Genomic DNA, 19,066 nt, shown 5'->3' on the forward strand with positions numbered 1-19,066 from the left:
CACCGGTTTGAATACTGTATTGGCCGGGAGAACATAAACTTGCGCTTCCGGAGATTTCAACAGCTCCACATAAAAAAGTACAATCAACCACATTATTTGAAACTGTATTTTTAATTTCATTTGCAAGCCAGTTTCCATTTACAGAATAAAAATCCAAATGCCCCTGATTAAAATTTGTGATGGAGACAGTTGTGTTTCCAGCCTGTAGTTCCTTTATATTAAAAGGGGTTGCCTGGTAAGATGCAATAAAATTATCAAACGGGGTATCTTTTGGAGAAGGCGGTGGACTACCCGGCTCATAGATCTTCAAATAATCTGCGGTAGTCAAAGCGGTAAAGCCTTTGCCAATATCCAATGCACTGGCAGTAGGTATAAACGAAAAATCAGGATCACTGGTTATGGTGGTTTTCATACCGTAAAATGCATTTGATTGATTTGCTGTGGAACTTGCAATTCCCGTATGTTCTACTCCCCCAGGGAAATAATCATAAGGTAGGGTATTGGGAAAGGAATCAAAACTGCGGTCTGTAAGATTTACATTGATATTAATTAACCACAAAAGTTTTTTGGTAAATGTCAACTTTCCAGAATAGATTTGAGTGGTTTGTCCATAGGCCGGTAGGGCTTTAATATTTATATCAGCGGTTAACTTGCTATTGCCCGGCAGTAAACCGAACAAAAAACCAGGTTCAATGGTAAAGACGGTGGCAGCCAGGAATATTGCGGTATTTACATAGGCACCGTAACCCGTAAAGTTAGTAAGCACATCTGTTAACCAGCCGGTTTTTGCAGAACCATTAATAGACAAAAGGTTGTTGCCGGGAAAAAAACCCTGGGTAATGGCACACTGGTTCCCGTTTGCTATCGCGACATTGCGCTCGGTTAGCTCGGGATAACCCATATTCCTTAATTCAGTTTGCCATTGCTGGTGGGAGGTGTTATCACTGGCGTAATTTGTGCCTACCCGCTGCACCAGCAGTTGCTTTGCTGCAGGCTGGTCCAATAATTTTAGATAATCTGAAACTGCAACCCCATCGTTAAAAAGGGGCACTATCACCTCGCCTCCTAAAAGCTGGAAGGGGGATTGTACGTACTGGCTCCTGCCATGCCGCGCGGCGAACTGGTAACCCAAAGGAACATTGGCGCCCAGGTGGGGAGCATCATGGCTTATATAAGTGCGGGTATCATGGGGGAGCCCCTTATTTTCCATGTCTTTGAGTGCGTACCTTGCAATAACCCCGCCCATACTTTGGCCGAGGACCACATTGGGCGTTGTGCTCCCCTCCTTGGCTTTTTCCCCATTTACCCACTTTATAACTTCCTGTAAGACATAGGCATTTCGCTGTAAATAATCGGTCCCATTACTCCAGTTTACATAGATGATATCATATTCCTGATCGTTGTCAATAAGACTAGCACTTCCGGTAATGAGGTCTCTCAAATCCTGACTTGATGAATTAAAGGCACTAGTAGAAAAATTACTTAAATCTGAATTCCCATAAGGTTCTTCAGGATTTGTAACGGCACCCATGTCAAGGCCTTCGACCATGATCAAAGGTTTTCTAATCTGATCTACTGTATTGCCATAATTGACCAGTATTGTAGATTTGCCAAATTTTCCCAAATAAGGTTCGATTGCTGTGATATTTAGGGTGTCTACCCTAGGCCCATGCCCTGTATGGGAAGTTTTGGAACCATACAGCCTGGAGCTTATCCCTGTCTCAACATTAATTTTAGAATGACTGTATAAAACCTCTCCGGTGCTCAGGCTAAGTTTATAAACCCAGGTTTTTACCCCTGCAGTACTGTATTGAATATATTTTTCCTGGCCCGGGTTAAGAGTTTGGTACCCGCCACCATCATTAAAATTAATTTGTATGGACTGTACCTGGCTTCCCACATTAGAATACCATAAACTGGCAGGGAATTTCACCAGCATATCCAGGCTCTTATAATGGATGGTGGAAGGGGAGATGGCAAAAGCCTTTTGCTGCAGGTAAGGGTTTTGCCATATCCCATTTACATATTTATCGTATATTTTATTGTTGGAAATGGTGATTTTATCGGGATAGGCATTATCGAGAAATTTGGAATACCTATAAAACAATCCGCTTAGTACGATGGTTTTCTTTTTACGGGAATTTTCCCAGTTGCCTTCAAAATTGCTATAGGCCACAAAGCCTTGCGTACTTGTTGTAACTCTGGAGAACAATAATGTTTTGTAAAGTTGTTTTAGGGTGCCTGGGTGTACATAAGAACTGTCGTTTAAAGTACCCTGAAAAGCCTGGAGTGAAGTAAATTCCATAGAGAAATCGCTGAGCAGGCCGTAAGGGACACGGCTCTTGTCAAGGTTCGCAAAAGTGGAGGACATTTGTGTACCAAAGCTGGTATTGGTGTTTTGCTGCGCCGAAAGGCTTAGACAGGCCAGAAAGAGAATGTAAAGTAGTTTTGTTTTCATAAGATTTAGGAGTATGTGAATATTAAAGGAGGTGTTATTAATAGCGTACGTCAAAGCGGCCTTCGCGAATTTGAACGATTTCACCTTCATTATTAATAGCATCAAACCAAAAGGTGCCGCTAATAATATTTTTGTATTCATCCAGATGGGTGACTTTAAATTCTCCTATAATTTCATCAGTGGTTTCGAAGGCATCTACAAACCCCCCCTCTAAAAAATAGAAAGCACTTGAACTATCCTCAGTACTTTTGCTGAGCGTATAGGTTTCACCATTAATTAATTTGTTTTTTTTTGATTCAAGGTGAATGGACCTATCTATTTTGCTTTTCAAATCCACAATACTGATACTAAATATATATCGCCCATTATGAAAAACATATTGACTCAATAAAACCGTCGGCCTATTGAACCCTCCTCCTGTAGGCACTAAAACTTCCCCATTTACCAAGCAGCCGGCGGTATTAGCACCTATGTGAGTGGCAGGGGGCAGGCAATCCACAGGATTATCACACTCGTCTTGTTTTGAGCAGGAATTTAGACCTATTAATAATAATATTAAGAAAAGGTTTATTGGAGTTTTCATATTTACATAAATTTAAGTTAAAGTATTAAAAAAAATTTAATAAAAATCATTATTTATATTAAAAGAACCTAATCTTCACATTCCTCCCCCCATTTTTTAATCCCATTAGAATACTGAAATCTATTTTTTTAATTTCAATTTTCAGTGATGTTAAACCATACCTCAATTACGGTTTTGTCTTTGAAATAAAAGTTTTTTAGTTAAAGAGGAATGGGAAATGAAAAATTGTTTTCTAATCAAAAAAGATAAAATTCAAAAAAAAATTATAGCTTTAGCAAGGAAATAAATCATTCTAAAAGTTACCTAATCGGTTACCTGGAGGAAAGAAAATAAAGAAAAGTACTGAATTTACTGGTATTAAGGGAGCGGCAAATCAACCCTGCCACCCCGACTTTAACTGTTACTATTTTAACACAAATAAAGGCTAATTATATGGTTTTCATATAGTTAGCCTTTTATTTTGTGCCTAAAATTTAACAAACAATGTTAAATTTAACGTGAGCTTTTCGTGAGCTTATTTTTCGTATTTTTAATTCGCTGCTATTCCATAGCGCGTATTGGTAGTTTGACTTCGTACCCTTAATAATTGTTTCATTTAATACGATCAAACCATGCGTACCAGTCAAACCTTTTCTATTTCTTTCTTCGCCCGCAAAAAGAAAAAACAACCGGAGCTTGCGCTGCTTTATGCCCGGATTACCGTTGACGGAAAATCCCTGGAAATTAGCCTAAAACGAACTTTACCCATAAACAAGTGGAAGCAATCCGCTGGAAAAATGCAGGGATCCAGGATGGAGAGCCAGCACATCAATAAAAAGATTGATGAAACGAGGATCTTACTTTACAAAGCCTAGGACAGTCTTCTGAAACAGGAACAGGTTATCACTGCTCATCGTATCAAATCACGGTTCTTAGGGACCGCCCAACAGCATCATACTTTAACCCAGCTTTTGGAATATCACCATCAAATATCTGGTGCATTAAAGTATGGGACGATGAAAAATTACTTTACTACAGAAAATTACCTGAAGGATTATTTAAAAGCAAAGCATCATACTTCAGATATTTATTTAAAGCAGCTTGATTACGAGTTTACCTTAGGGTTTGAGAGTTACCTTCGATTAATGCCCAGCCTTCAAAATAATGGGGTAATGAAGCATATGGAGCGGTTTAAAAAGCTGATTCGATTAGCAGTACATTTGAATTGGATTGAAAAGAACCCAACCCAAAGATTTAAGCTTCACTTTGATCAGGTGGATATGGTTTATTTATCTAAACCAGAACTTGAAAAAATTAAAAATCAGGAATTTGAAAAAACTACTTTAAGCATTAACAGGGATATTTTTGTTTTCTCCTGCTATACCGGTCTGCCTTATGGCGACGTAAAAGTCCTGAATAAAAATCATCTTCAGGTTGGGGTTGACGGGAAGAAATGGATCTATATGCGAAGGAGCAAAACCAATACCGCCGTCCGTATTCCTTTACTGGAAGAAGCAGAGCGTATCCTGGATTGCTATAAGGATCATCCCAGGATTGACGGAACTGACAACCTGTTGCCGGTTTACTCCAACCAGAAAACCAACCAGTATTTAAAGGAAATAGCTGAAAAAGTAAAAATCAGAAAGAAGCTAAGCTTCCATACTGCCAGGCATACTTTTGCTACCACGGTAACTTTGGCCAATGGAGTTCCAATTGAAACTGTATCCAAACTACTTGGTCATCATAAAATTTCTACGACTCAGATCTATGCCAGGGTTATTGATTCTAAAATAGCAGATGATATGGCTACTTTGAGGGAGAAGTTAAAAAAATGAAAGTAATGGTGCAGGGCTTACGGACTGGGTCGCGAGTACATCGAAATTTAATACTTTTTTAACTTTCTTTTTATCCAGGTAACCGATTAGGTAACTTTTAGAATGATATGAAATGTTTATTTTTGACTAATTTAAAGAAAATTTTAAATACAGATGACATTATTTGTGTACAATAGTCTTAAAAACACCGTCAGTTGAGGCTTAATGGTATTTATATTTAATTATTACTATTTTCCTGATTTTCAACATTACTCTTTTGTTAGCTGTATAGCTCAGAAGAAGTGACCACAAATAAGATGCTGGGCCGGTTATTTTGCATTTTCTAATCATAATAAGGGAATTAAAAATATTAAATTCAAGGAAGAGCAGCTTAGACTTTTCATAGGATCCAAAAGCCGTATCTAATACTCCTTTGTTCCTAAAATAAAAGGATATGGTTGCACGATTAGGGGAGGAGAAAGTTGGATGGTTTTTAAATTGACCCTTAGAATATTGCGGTATCCCGTATCTATTTCATTTGCGGCAATGGAAACTTATCTTCTCATTTTTCAACTAAAAATTAGAAAGGACGGCATGATAAAGTGAAGGGCAGAATGAACCTACTAACCTGAATGTCCTGGCCGATGAGTACCTGCGGCTTAGCTACCACGGGTTAAGAGCTAAAGATAAATCCTTCAATGCAGATTTTTCAACTGAACTCGAACCTACCTTACCAAAAGTCAATGTAGTACCTCAGGATATTGGAAGAATGTTGTTTAATTTAATCAACAATGCTTTTCAGGTAGTTAGTGAAGTGGAAATTCCATAAGTTATCGTGACCACAAAACAATTAGATAATGCCATACGAAGAACTATTTCTGATAATGGTCCCGGTATTCCGGAATCAATTAAAGACAAAATCTTTCAGCCCATCTTTACCACCAAACCTAACGGGCAGGGAACGGGATTGGAACTTAGTTTAAGCTATGATATTGTGAAAGCGCATGGAGTGGAGTTGAAAGTGAATTCTACTGAGGGAACTTGAACATGCCCTATTATAATATTACCGAAAAATAGAAGCTAAAGTATAAAAGTATGGCATTAATACAATGATCCTTTTCTGAAATTCGTCACATCGATACTCTCGTAAAATACATAAAATCAGATATTAAGCTTAAAAAAATATTAAAGCAATCCTTTTATTTCCTACATTAGATTCTTCCCTACACAAATCTGTTTATAACCTAATTTTTTTTTATAAAATTACCGTTTATGATTGGAAAGTCTGTTAAGGAAAATCGTGTAAAGCTCTAAAATTTGTGTGGGACAAAAGCCCCACTACAGCCTGTGTTTCTCTCAGGACGGGATATCCACCTTTAATTTTATCTGGTTTCACATTTTCACCTGTCATTGTTTTTCAATGATAGCCGAGCAACTTATTGATGAAAGCCAAAAGTCACAGAACTGTCTCTTAAAAGAGTCAGAATTTGGGAGTCCTGTCCTGTTAAAAAAATCTGAACTATGAATTTTCCACCTGATTTTGGCCCCCTGGTAACCAGGGAAAATGATGAGTTGGCCGAAATGTGGAGCAGCCCCATGGCAGGATTTTTTACTTATGGAAAGTTTGGAAGAGCAAAAAACGGGGTGCAAAATTTTCGTTCAGGCGCTTGTTGCTGTGTGGCTTTGTTTGAATGAAATATAAGTCCTTTTCGGTGTTCCTTACTCAGTGATCTTATCCCCATTTGATAAGCAGGAATTACTGTTTGTTCGGCACTCATCCCTGTGGTTTTCTGGTTACAAACATTCTATCGCTCAAGATGGAAGGGTTTCCTTATGCCGGAAAAGAAATCGGTTATCTGGGACAAAATTCAGGTATGTTCGTCCCAATTTGATTTCCTTTCATAAAATTAAACTGTAGTTTAATTTTTTGAGAGAAAGCCTATCCCGGGAAAGTTCAGAAACAGGAACAACGAATTAACGAATTTACGTAACAACTAATCCCGAATTAACAAATCAACTATTAACCAAACAGGTAAATTACACAAAATCAGACAGAAAGCATAAAATAGTGTTAAAGCAATCCTTTTATTTCTTACATTAGAGTGTTCCCTACAAAATCTGTTTTGACCTTATTTTTTAAATAAGATTAATGATTATGATTGCAAAATCAATAGAGGGAAAATCGCAGGAAGTTTGTCAATTTTCTTTGTCAAAATGCTCGGCTGAGGCGTGCCTGAATAACTCTTCGGGTTTCAGACCCACCCCGACCATTTCTTTCATATCTGTTTGCAAAAAATACTTTTATGGTAGCTGAACAACTTATTCATGAAAGTAAAAAGTCGAAAATCTATCTTTTAGAGGATTCAGAATTCGGCCGCCCTGTTCTTCTTAAAATCCTAAACTATGAATTTCCTACACCAAAAGAAATATCCCAGTTCTATAATGAATTTGAGATCATTGATGGTCTGGAGATTAAAGGTATACGCCTGCCTTTAAAAAAATTGAAGCATAACGGCCGGCATGCCATGTATCTGGAGTATGTAAATGGTAAAACTGTCAAACAGGTTTTTAATGGTAAGCAAAATGACACCCTGGATTTTTTGCATACAGCTATTCACATGGCTGAGGCCCTGGCGGAATTACATGAACAGAATATTATTCATAAGGACATTTCCGGTAACAATATCATCGTAGATATTCAGGACCGATGGATTAAGATCATTGACCTGGGTTTAGCATCCAGGCTCACGCTTAAGCAGCAACACCTGGGAAACCCAACACAATTAGAGGGTACACTGGAGTATATAAGTCCTGAACAAACCGGCAGGATGAACAGGGTGATTGATTACCGAACAGATCTTTATTCCCTTGGGGTAGTTATGTATGAAATGCTTACCGGCACCACCCCTTTTGATGGCCTGGATCCTTTGGGTATAATCCACGGGCATATCGCCGGCATGCCGGAACCCGTAAAAAGCAGGAATTCTAAATGTCCAACTCCACTCTCAGATATCATTGATATCCTTCTTTCCAAAAATTCTGAAAGCAGGTATCAGTCTGCGTATGGGCTACAGCATGATCTGGAGAAATGCCTGGAGCAGTTTCAGGCAAATAAGCGGATAGAGGAATTTACCTTGCGCACCCAGGATTTTTCAGGAAAATTTAACCTTCCGCAGAAACTGTATGGCAGGGATGAAGAACTTGACATTCTCCTTAGGAAATTTGAAGATGTAGCCGAGGGAGGCATAGAGTTGGTTTTGGTATCGGGGTATTCCGGCACCGGGAAATCTGCCCTTGTTCATGAAATTCATAAACCCATTACCCAAAGAGCTGGACATTTTGCTGAAGGGAAATATGATCAATACCAGCGGGACGTGCCGTATTTTGCGATCCTGAAGGCTTTCGAGGAATTAATAGATATCTTTTTGGGCGAAAGTAAAGACAGGCTGAAGATCATAAGAAACGATATTCTTGAAGCTGTGGGAGAAGAGGGAAAAGTGCTTACTGAGGTGCTCCCGACACTGGAGCTTATCATAGGACCACAGCCTGAAGTTCCAGAACTAGGGGGAAATGAAGCCAAAAACAGGTTCAATTATATCTTTAAAAAATTCGCCAATGTGGTGTCAAAAGAAGATTACCCCGTTGTGATCTTTATCGATGACCTGCAATGGGCCGATTCCAGTTCGCTGAGCTTGTTACACACTTTGGTCACAGATCCTGACAATACCCATATCATGTTTATTGGAGCCTACCGGGACAATGAAGTAAATGCCAGTCATCCCTTTGCTATCCTTGTCAATGATCTTAAAAAAGAAGGGGTAGATATTTATGATCTGAAAGTCGACAACCTTTCACTGGCAAATCTAAACGAACTTATCGCAGATGCTTTGGGAAGAGATCCTGAAGTTGTGAGAGGCCTTGCAGAACTCGTGTTTCAGAAAACGCAGGGAAATGCCTTCTTTTTGACTCAATTCCTTCGATCCTTATACGAAGAAAAGTTGCTGTATTTTGACCGCACCACCAAAGTTTGGGATTACGACCTTCAGCAAATAAAAGAGAAAAACATTACAGATAATGTAGTGGAATTAATGGCCGGGAGATTTCTGAAACTTTCAGAAACAAGTCAGCAGGTATTAAAAGTAGCTGCATGTTTTGGGAATCAATTTGATATGGAAACCCTGATGCTTATCCACGAGGCCGAAGAGGAACAAACTTTGAAGGATCTGAAAGAAGCCTTACAGGAGGGGCTTATTTTACCCAAAGGAGATCAGGGATTTAAATTTGGACATGACAGGATACAGCAGGCTGTATATAGCCAGATCGAAGAGGAAAACAGGGATGTGACCCATTTAAAAATAGGAGAACAGCTTTTAAATAATGTGCCTGAAGACAAATTACCCGTTTATCTTTTTGACATGGTCAATCAGCTGAACAGGGCAGTTAAGCTTATAAAGGATCCGGAAAAGAGAGAGGAGCTTTCCCAACTAAACCTCAGAGCGGGTATTAAAGCTAAAGAATCTTCGGCGTATGTTACGGCTTATGATTACTTCCTCGCCGGCATCAATCTCCTCAAAGAAGATCACTGGAAAGTTCAATACGATCTATCCCTAAGCCTCCATGCACTGGCAGGAGAAACAGCTTATCTCAACGGGGATTTTCAGAAAATGGATGTGATGATTACTAAGGTGCTGAATAATGCCACAAGCCTTCTTGAAAAAGTCAAATCATATGAAATCCGGATATTGGCTTATAAAGCTGAAAATAAATTACTTGATGCTATAAAAACAGGGCTGGAAGTGTTGGAGCAACTGGGCGAAAAATTCCCTTCAAAACCTAAAATGCCCCATGTAATGGTGGCCCTTATTAAATCAAAAATAGATCTGAGGGGTAAGGATACTGAAACATTGGCCAACCTGCCACCCATGAGCGATCCAATGAAAATTGCTGCGATGAGGATCATGGCCGGGATTGCTTCATCCAGCTACTGGGCCACCCCTACGCTTTTCCCGTTAATCGTATTCAGGTTGGTGAGCCTCTCTCTCAAATATGGCAATACCCAGGTGTCTTCTTTTGCTTTTGCTACGTATGGGGTAATTATGTGCGGAGTGCTTGGTGCGATGAAAACCGGCTATAAGTTTGGGAAACTGGGCCTGATCCTGTTGGAAAAATACAAAGCCAAAGAGTGGAAAACCCAGGTTTATACCCCTATTTATTGTTTGATCGTAAACTGGAATGAACATATAGATAAGACCCTGAAGCCATTACAGGAATCCTATCACATTGGAATGGAAACCGGCGCCATTGAGTTTGCCTGTATCAATACCAATATATACTGCATTCACAGTTACCTTAGTGGTAAACCCCTGGAGCGGCTTGAAGAGGAAACAAAAGCTTACAGCCAGAATTTCAGGTTATTCAACCAGGAGACCAACTTAAATTATAATGAAGTATACCGGCAGGGAATGCTTAACCTGTTAGGACGGGCAGCAGATCCGGTGATATTAACAGGTACTGCCTATGATGAGGAAAAAATGGTGGTGCAGAATGAAGAGCGCAATGATAAGACCGGGATGTTTTTTCTTCATTTCAACAAGCTTATACTCTGTTACATATTTGGTGAGTACGAAAACGGACTGAAGCATGCTGCAGAATCGCGAAAACTTCTGGAAGCTGTTATGGCCAAATTTGAAATCCCGAACCATCATTTTTACGAAGCACTCACCATGCTCGCCCTTTATGAAAAGACAGAGAAAAAAGATCAGAGAAAATACCGGAAGCGCATACTATCAAATCTCAAAAAATTAAAAACCTGGGGCAAAGACGCTCCGGAAAATTTTCAGCATAAATACGATATCATTAAGGCAGAACTTTTTCGTATAAGAGGAAACACTGAAAAAGCCGCTTTATACTACGATAAAGCAATTCAGGGAGCCAGCCAACAGAATTTTATCCATGAGGAGGGAATAGCCCGGGAGCTGGCCGGAAGATTCTTCATGAAGCAATCTGCAGATGCGCTGGCTGAATTTTTTCTAAGATCTTCTTACAACGCCTTTAGAGCCTGGGGGGCAATGGCCAAACTGAAGGCGATGGAATTGGAATATTCCAGATATATAAGTGGGGTTATTTCAGGTGAGAGTTTAAACAGCATCTCCATGACAGCTACTACTTTTGATGACGGCACCAGTAGTTTAAAACTGGACCTGGCAACCATATTCAAAGCCTCCTCTTCTATTTCGCAGGAAATCGTTTTGAATAAACTGTTCAAAAAACTGATGGCGACTGTAATGGAAAATGCAGGCGCAGACAGGGGTATTCTTCTGCTGAAAGACAAAGGGAAATTATACATTGAAGCTTTGGCTGAAGATAATGGCAAGACCTGTAATGTGATGCAACATATCAACTATAAAGGTTCCGGGCTCTTGTCTGAATCTATTGTGTCTTACGTTACCCAAACCGCAAAAAGCGTAGTGGTCCAGGATGCTAAAAATGAGCGAAGATTCCCGCAGTGCAACTACCTCCAGGCCTCTGCTGTAAGATCTGTTTTGTCTTCTCCTATTATTCATTTAGGAAAAATGGTAGGCGTTCTTTATCTGGAAAACAATAAAACAACCGCCGCCTTTACAAAGGAAAGGGTTGACCTCCTGGCGCTGCTCTCAGGGCAAATTGCCGTGTCAATTAATAATGCGGTCTTATATGAGAATCTTGAGCACAAAGTAGCAGAAAGAACCGTGGCGCTTGAGGAGGAAAAAAAGAAATCTGATGAATTATTACTGAACATCCTTCCTGCTGAAATTGCTGAAGAACTTAAAAGAACCAAAAAAACCATCCCTCAATACATTGATAAAGTTACTGTGATGTTTACAGATTTCAAAGGATTTACCCAGTTCAGCGAGACCATGAGCCCGCAGGATCTGGTTGATGAATTGGATGTTTGTTTCAGCCAGTTTGACAACATTGTCGAAAAATACAATGTCGAAAAAATCAAAACCATAGGAGATTCCTATATGTGTGTGGGTGGGCTTCCTGTTCCCAATTCCACTCACTCAATAGATGTAATTCACGCGGCCATGGAAATAAGAGACTGGATGCTAGCGCGAAAGGAGGCTGCCAGGGAGAGTGGGAAACCGGTTTTTGAGATTAGGATTGGTTTGGATACGGGCCCTGTAATCGCCGGTGTGGTGGGTTCCAAAAAATTTGCTTATGACATCTGGGGAGATACTGTAAACACTGCCTCCAGGATGGAATCCTCAGGAGAAACAGGCAAAATCAATATCTCCGGAAAAACATATTTACTCATCAAGGACTCCTTTGACTGTGAATTCAGAGGGAAAATAGAAGCCAAAAATAAAGGCCTTATAGATATGTATTTTGTAGAGCCCCTGAAGGACAGGGTTAATATCGAAGGTTAAATATTCATTTAATAATAAAACCCCATGAGTTTGTATCCCCCAGCCACAACTGAAGACGACATTGAGAAAGTTTATCTTGAATCGTATAACGAAACCAAAATTGGTTACTCTAATTCCGGAAATTTTTTCAGCCCGAATTTCAAGAGTATTAATCACCTGGAAGTGGGTAACTCCAGGATGATCAATAGCTTTTTGGTGCGGGCCGTTGAATATTTACTAACCTGGTATCAGCGGTTTATACTTTGGTTGAAAAAAAAATACCATGCATTATTTCCAAGGATAGAGAAGATAACTGGAACTGCTAAGGATGCATATATTACAGGCAAACTCACCTTTGCCAAAAGAAGTGATTATGCCAGGGGGCTTCATCACATGCCCGTGGAATTGTGGGGTCGCACAAGATTAGGTGCCTGGCACTTATTTACAAAGGGCGAAAGTGATGAAAAAGGAGTTTTTAAACTCAAGTTTGATTATTTGGTATCCAGGCGGTGGAGATACAAAACTTTCCATCTTGAAATATATCAAATCCAGCACGTGTACTTCAAAAAAGAAAATGGACATCCTGATATAAAATTGGATCTTTTTGAAAGGATTAAAATTCCAAAAGGGGATCTTACCGGACTGGGTTATGATCTGGGGAATATTCAGCTGTGTTACTGGGAATACAGAGATGACACCAAACTACCCAGGGTAGTAATCAAAGATCACGAAGAAGACGCCCCCGAATATTATTCAGATGGGCGTAACGAGGCTATCCAGCAGCAATTTGTTCCTATTCAACTGCTTAAGGACAAACACCTGCTGCAGATAAAGCTTGACAAGGGGCATTTCTCCCTAAAAGATATCCAAAACGATTATCCAAAAAACCTTACCGTGGCCATGGAGGAAAAATTACCCTATTCTACCAGGTGCGATTATTGGTTTGGAAGACGTATGATGAATGGGATGAATTGTGCCACCTTTATACCAGATCCTGAAGAAAAAAATAGATATTGGGTACGTTTTTTTGGAGCCTGTGATTATCAAGTAAATGATGAATATGCTTTTCCCACGGTAGAGATCAAATTTTACATTCCGCCGGATAAGCTGCCAATACCGGAACAGATCATTACTACGGGTCCTACCAATAATCACGAAAAATCACCATTCTCAACCCATATCTTCACCCCTGCAGATGGGGAAAGATGGGAGTGTGCCAAAAGAGTAGCAAGAGTTACCGGGGCACTTTGCACAGAGCTGGATGACCATTTTGCAGGAACTCACGTAAATACTGAACAGTTTGCCATTGCAGCCCGAAGGAATTTAAGAAGAAGTCCGCTTACCATTTTACTTTTCCCACATCTTAAGGAAGTCGCCCTTATCAATTTTGCGGCCGACACAATACTAATTGGTCCCGGTTATATTCCCAGAGCTTCGGCGGTTACTGCGGCCGGGATGGAGCAAAGGTGTGCAGATATGATGGGCGTGCTGGACTGGAAGAACTGGGAGCCTATGGAGATCATCAACTCCCGCCATACCTATGCCCAGGCTGAAAATTTATTCTGGGAAGTTGTAACAGAGTATGTAGATACTTTTTTTGAGCAATTTGAGGAAGATATCAGGAAGGAATGGCCTGAAGTATTTCTCTTTAGTGAAGACTTGGTAAATCACTCGCTCCCGGCATTTCAATTCCGTAATAACGGGAAGATCTTTTCTGCGGAAGAACAGGCTTTTGAAAATAAGAGGGTGGAATATTATCATGCAAGGTTCAGGTATGATCCTGACCTTCCGCGCAGATCGGTAGACGGTGTTCCGAAGGCTATATCTCCAATAACACTAAATCCCGATGCACCCCTCAAAGAGGATTGGGAAAACCTGAAACAGGCTTGTAAATACATCATTATGCAGGCAACTTTTATGCATACCTGGGTGAATGAGCACCAATACGAGGATATTGGAGAAGTATTATACAGCAGTCTTGGCCTTAGGTTTGGCAACAGTGAAGAGGGAATTTTTCTGCCTGAAAGTGATCATTCCATTTCACCCGATCTTACAAGGGCCACACAAATGATGTGGTTCAGCAATCTGCTCTCCAGGACCGAGTATGGATTTATTACGCGAAATGAGGAAAATGACATTGACCACTTATTTTGTGAATTGCTGGAAAAACGCAGGTCGGCTTTCAAAGAGCTATATGTTGAGATTGACAATATTGAATCACGAACAAATATTTAAGCCATGGGAGCAAACGAAAAAATTATAACACGAAGTTCAGGAAACATTTTAAAGAATGCCTGGAACAAGCTCTATCTCTGGCTATTTTGTCAGTTTTTTAGCTGGATCATTGTACTCACCCTAAGCCTTTTTTACCGGAAAAGGATGTCACATGATAACGGCATTGCCGGGATGGGAAAACTCAGCATAGTTCCCAATCCAAAATTCCCGGCGCATGAATTCTTCGAGCCCGGGCGGGTTTACTCTGCACGTATAAGGCACGCATCTGCTACTTTCCTGGATGATGCCATGAACTGTATAAGAAGCATGTCTGTCAAGTTTAGTGATCAGCATTTTAAAAGCCCTTTTGATATTGAAATGAACACTGGCGAGACCAGCCTGTTCTGGTCGGCTTATAGTTTTTTCCAGTTTGCTAAACTGCGGAAGGAAAAGCATGGAGTGGAATATATAGAATACTATAAAAAATACCCTGAAGGATTAAAAGGTGCGCAATTGGCGCTTCGCAGGAATCCATCCTCCTTTCAAAATTTAAGGTATTACTGTAAAACCCCCTTTAAATTTATGGGTAAAGACCAGGTAAAACGCTATGCCAAATACAGGATGCGGCCGCTGGGTAATGAACCCGAAACGGGAATTGAACTTGGCATGAGCAACGTAGATACCGGCAACCAGCGGATTTTGCCATTTGAGACCAGAGGTAGAAATTACCTGAAATATGAATACGAGGAGAAGGTAAAAAGCGGAGATGCAAAGTATATGATGCAGATCCAGACCAGGATCGCCCAGGATGATGATGACCCCGAGATCTTCAATAATATGGTGCCTTGGGATGAGATAGCCCACCCATGGCATGATCTGGCAGAGATAGAAATTAGTGAGATCCTGGATTGGAAAGAAAGCACAAAAACCAGCTTTTCACTGAATAATATGCCGAAAACCCTCGGCATCATTCCGGCCAAAAGTATTTATGACTACAACAGCCTGAACTATATGCGCAGCCATTCAGAAAAAGCGAAAGTAGCCCGGTTGATGTCTTATAAAATATTTGGCTATCCCAAGCCAATTCCCAACAATGAAGACCGTAATTCGGGTGACTGGGCAAAGATCCAGGGAGAGAAAGTTTCGAAGTTGGTGAGGAGTTAAAGGGGCTTCATTGTTCAAGGTTTAAAGTGCAAGGTTGCCGGCATGTCCATGCCTATATAGCATTGAGCTTGTTGATGAAATGAAGGATGAGTTTAAAAAGGGAGATACGAAAGAAGGTTTCGCCATAGCTGAGGACATCAAACAAAACCTTCAAAAAATCACCCATCACGGCAAGCGAGCCGATGCCATCGTAAAAGGCATGCTCGCACACAGCCGGTCAAGTTCTGGTGAAAAAGTCCCGACTGATATCAATGCTTTGGCCGATGAATATCTTCGCCTTTCGTATCACGGCTTAAGGGCAAAAGACAGCACATTCAATGCAGACTTTAAAACTGATTTTGATCCTGATTTACCAAAAGTGAATGTGGTTTCTCAAGACATTGGAAGGGTGTTACTGAATTTGATCAATAATGCCTTTCAGGCGGTTAACGGCGTTGAAAAACCAAAAGTTATTGTGGCAACAAAAAAACTGGATAATGGCATACAAATAAATGTTTCTGACAATGGACCCGGCATCCCTGATGCAATTAAAGATAAAAATAATTCAACCATTTTTCACTACCAAACCTACTGGGCAGGGAACAGGATTAGGGACTCAGTTTGAGCTATGATATTGTGAAGGCACATGGAGGTGATTTGAAAGTGGCGAACGAGAGTAATGGAACCATTTTTTAGCGTTCACCTGCCAAAAACTTAAAATAATATCTGGCTGGCACATTCCGGTTTCATGTTCAACGGCGTGGGCAAATAATAGCTCCTGCCAGATTTGATATTTGTAAAGCACACCGTTTAAAAAGGAAAGAAAATGACCTGCCTCTTAAAAAGCAGGAAAATCTTTTAAGAGCAACGGCAGAAAAATTGGTCGAGTAGTAATGATAATAAGTAAAACCTGAGATTATGAAAGAGAATGGCCACAAAAACCTTGTTGGCTTTCAAGTTTTTTTATATTATATTTAAAAAATCATAATCTTTTTATTAAAGGATTACGAAGTTGAAAATAAGCGCATTTTTTATCCTATTTATACGATTGAAAAATGAAGAACACAGCATCCATTAAAAAAACCAAATTCGATGATGTAAGCCGCCAGTTAAAACAACGGGAGGCTGAACTTTCCCTTATAAACAGCCTGCAGGAGGCTATTGTAGATGGAAGAGGAATGGAGGAGATCTATGACCTGGTAGGTGATCGGATAAGAAACCTTTTTGATGCTCAGGGTGCTCTGGTATGTACATTTGATTATGAAAAAAAACTGGAAATTTTCCATTATGTATTTGAAGAAGGGAAAACTCATCAAATTGGTCCAAGGCCCATTGATAAATTACGTCAACGTTTAATTGATAAGGGTGAATTAATCCTAATAAATGAAAATGCCGATGAATTGTGGACCCAACTCACCGGGGAAGCCCCCACGGTGATTCCGGGAACTTTAATGACCAAATCGGCTCTATATGTTCCCATGGCGGTCGGGAAGACTGTACGGGGCTACCTTAGCCTTCAAAATGTTGACCGGGAAAATGCATTTAGCGATTCAGATGTTCAACTGCTGAGTACTCTTGCCAACAGTATGAGTGTGGCTCTTGAAAACGCCCGGCTTTTTACAGAAACAGAGCAGCGCAATGCAGAACTCGCAGTAATAAACAGCGTTCAGCAGGGGTTAGTAGCCGAAATGGATATGCAGGGGATCTATGACCTTGTTGGGGATCGCATCCGGGATTTGTTCGATGCACAGGTAACCGGTATTATAACATTTGATCATAACCATAAAACAGAAATATTCCACTATATATTTGAAGACGGGAAACGCATTAAGGCCGGGGATCGACCTTACGATAAGGTTCGTGAAAAAATAATTAAGGATCGCCAGATCATGCTTCTTAATGAAAAGGCAGAGGAAGAAATCTCAAGAATTAACGGGGAAGTTCATAAACCCGTTGAAGGAACAAGGATTGCAAAGTCGGCCCTATTCGTACCTATGTTAGTAGGTGACACTGTAAGGGGTTATGTGACACTTCAAAACCTGGACCGTGAAAATGCCTTTAGCGATTCTGATGTGAGGTTGCTTAATACCCTTACCAACAGTATGAGCGTTGCCCTGGAAAACGCCAGGCTCTTCAATGAAACTATGCGTTTACTGGCTGAGACTGAACAGAGGGCTACCGAGATGCAAACGGTTAACAGCATAAGCCATGCCCTGGTTTCCCAGCTGGAAATAAGGGCACTTATTAAATTGATTGGAGACCTTATGCAACAAACGTTTAATGCAGACATTGTTTATCTCGCACATTATGACCGCAAAAGTAATATCCTTGGCTTTCCTTATATGTACGGAGATGAGGCAAAATCTAGGCCTTTCGGAAATGGTATTACTGAAAAGATCATCATTAACCGGGAACCCCTGCTTGTTAATCAGGATCTTGAAAAGACCTATGACAGGATTGATGCCGAAAGAAGTGGAAAATGGGTGGAATCATATCTTGGAGTGCCCATTATAGCAGGAAATGAGGCCATGGGAGTGATAAGTGTTCAAAGTACAGCTGTCCAAAACAGGTTTACAGATAGTGATCTTAGATTGCTTACCACCATTGCTGCCAATGTTGGGGTGGCCATGCAAAATGCGGAGGCTTACCAAAAACTCCAGGCAGCAATGACAGATCTTAAAGCAGCTCAGGAGCAACTGGTGCAACAGGAAAAACTTGCTTCCCTTGGACAACTTACTGCAGGTATTGCCCATGAAATTAAAAATCCGCTAAACTTCGTAAATAATTTTTCAGATTTGAATGTGGAACTTATTGAGGAGATCTATGAGGAACTTCAAAAATTGGAAGAGAACAACACGATAAAAGAAATATCGGAAATTCTTGGAGATTTGAGATCCAATTCAAAAAAGATCCATCAGCATGGAAAAAGAGCAGATGGTATTGTAAAATCTATGTTACAGCACAGCCGTGGTGGTAGTGGAAAAGTTGAACCTACAGACCTTAATGATCTCATTAGAGAATATGTAAATCTTTCCTTTCACGGCATGAGGGCAGGTAAAAAGGCTATTAATGTTACTATGGATTTGCAGCTCGACGATAGCGTGGGAATGATTCCTCTAATTAGTGAAGACTTCAGCAGGGTGATCCTTAACTTATGTAATAATGCATTTGATGCCATGAGGGAGAAGTTCAATGCTCATTCAGGGAATATTGAATACAATCCTAAACTTACTGTGAAAACTTTTCTGAAGAAAGAATATGTTGAAATACAGATTAAAGATAATGGAGGTGGTATACCCGATGAATTTAAGGATAAGATCCTGCAGCCTTTCTTTACCACAAAAAAAGGTACTGAGGGTACAGGACTGGGATTAAGCATCACCAACGACATCATTAAAGCACATAAAGGATTTTTGGATATAATTTCAGAAAAAGACAATTACACCAGTTTCAATATTGTAATACCAACCATAATTAAAAATTAAAG

The 19,066-nt window shown here is 40.2% G+C and carries 10 protein-coding genes and 1 pseudogene; 9 read left to right on the forward strand and 2 right to left on the reverse strand.

All coding sequences use genetic code 11. The annotated features are described in order from the left end of the window. Window positions 1-2,458 (reverse strand): annotated as a pseudogene (locus ACKGJN_RS07570) (hypothetical protein); the annotation flags it as partial. Between the two features lie 37 nt (window positions 2,459-2,495). Beyond that, the gene (locus tag ACKGJN_RS07575) at window positions 2,496-3,041 is read right to left on the reverse strand and encodes a DUF6252 family protein (RefSeq protein WP_409538861.1); all 546 of its coding nucleotides are present in this window, start codon (window positions 3,039-3,041) and stop codon (window positions 2,496-2,498) included. A 611-nt stretch (window positions 3,042-3,652) separates the two neighbouring features. On the opposite strand from ACKGJN_RS07575, the gene ACKGJN_RS07580 reads away from it, so the two are divergent. From ACKGJN_RS07580 to ACKGJN_RS07620, 9 genes are all read left to right on the forward strand, one after another. Continuing rightward, entirely contained in the window at window positions 3,653-3,895 is a 243-nt protein-coding gene (locus tag ACKGJN_RS07580; protein ID WP_409538862.1) for an Arm DNA-binding domain-containing protein, read from the forward strand. A gap of 96 nt (window positions 3,896-3,991) precedes the next feature. Further along, window positions 3,992-4,855, forward strand: coding sequence for a site-specific integrase (locus tag ACKGJN_RS07585; RefSeq protein ID WP_409538863.1), 864 nt, complete (start codon window positions 3,992-3,994; stop codon window positions 4,853-4,855). An 814-nt stretch (window positions 4,856-5,669) separates the two neighbouring features. After that, the gene (locus ACKGJN_RS07590; protein ID WP_409538864.1) at window positions 5,670-5,879 is read left to right on the forward strand and encodes an ATP-binding protein; all 210 of its coding nucleotides are present in this window, start codon (window positions 5,670-5,672) and stop codon (window positions 5,877-5,879) included. A gap of 476 nt (window positions 5,880-6,355) precedes the next feature. Beyond that, window positions 6,356-6,529 carry a hypothetical protein gene (locus ACKGJN_RS07595; protein ID WP_409538865.1) on the forward strand — a complete coding sequence of 58 codons (174 nt, stop codon included), beginning with the start codon at window positions 6,356-6,358 and terminating at the stop codon, window positions 6,527-6,529. 608 nt (window positions 6,530-7,137) lie between these two features. Further along, the gene (locus ACKGJN_RS07600; protein WP_409538866.1) at window positions 7,138-12,243 is read left to right on the forward strand and encodes an adenylate/guanylate cyclase domain-containing protein; all 5,106 of its coding nucleotides are present in this window, start codon (window positions 7,138-7,140) and stop codon (window positions 12,241-12,243) included. Window positions 12,244-12,267: 24 nt separating this feature from the next. Further along, window positions 12,268-14,457 (forward strand): lipoxygenase family protein, encoded by a 2,190-nt coding sequence (locus tag ACKGJN_RS07605; protein WP_409538867.1) that lies wholly within the window; start codon window positions 12,268-12,270, stop codon window positions 14,455-14,457. A 3-nt stretch (window positions 14,458-14,460) separates the two neighbouring features. Continuing rightward, window positions 14,461-15,600 carry a catalase family protein gene (locus ACKGJN_RS07610; RefSeq protein ID WP_409538868.1) on the forward strand — a complete coding sequence of 380 codons (1,140 nt, stop codon included), beginning with the start codon at window positions 14,461-14,463 and terminating at the stop codon, window positions 15,598-15,600. A 34-nt stretch (window positions 15,601-15,634) separates the two neighbouring features. Continuing rightward, window positions 15,635-16,204 carry a sensor histidine kinase gene (locus tag ACKGJN_RS07615; protein ID WP_409538869.1) on the forward strand — a complete coding sequence of 190 codons (570 nt, stop codon included), beginning with the start codon at window positions 15,635-15,637 and terminating at the stop codon, window positions 16,202-16,204. Window positions 16,205-16,634: 430 nt separating this feature from the next. Further along, complete coding sequence (locus tag ACKGJN_RS07620; protein ID WP_409538870.1) at window positions 16,635-19,064, forward strand: GAF domain-containing protein; 2,430 nt, start codon at window positions 16,635-16,637, stop codon at window positions 19,062-19,064. The last annotated feature ends 2 nt before the right edge of the window (window positions 19,065-19,066 follow it).

The sequence above is a fragment of the Gillisia xinjiangensis genome (assembly GCF_046298265.1).
Taxonomy (GTDB): domain Bacteria; phylum Bacteroidota; class Bacteroidia; order Flavobacteriales; family Flavobacteriaceae; genus Gillisia; species Gillisia xinjiangensis.

Coding starts and splice junctions, on each gene's coding strand:
- ACKGJN_RS07575 (WP_409538861.1), bottom strand. CDS start 3,041: ATGAAAACTCCAATAAACCTTTTCTTAATATTATTATTAATAGGTCTA.
- ACKGJN_RS07580 (WP_409538862.1), top strand. CDS start 3,653: ATGCGTACCAGTCAAACCTTTTCTATTTCTTTCTTCGCCCGCAAAAAG.
- ACKGJN_RS07595 (WP_409538865.1), top strand. CDS start 6,356: ATGAATTTTCCACCTGATTTTGGCCCCCTGGTAACCAGGGAAAATGAT.
- ACKGJN_RS07600 (WP_409538866.1), top strand. CDS start 7,138: ATGGTAGCTGAACAACTTATTCATGAAAGTAAAAAGTCGAAAATCTAT.
- ACKGJN_RS07605 (WP_409538867.1), top strand. CDS start 12,268: ATGAGTTTGTATCCCCCAGCCACAACTGAAGACGACATTGAGAAAGTT.
- ACKGJN_RS07610 (WP_409538868.1), top strand. CDS start 14,461: ATGGGAGCAAACGAAAAAATTATAACACGAAGTTCAGGAAACATTTTA.
- ACKGJN_RS07620 (WP_409538870.1), top strand. CDS start 16,635: ATGAAGAACACAGCATCCATTAAAAAAACCAAATTCGATGATGTAAGC.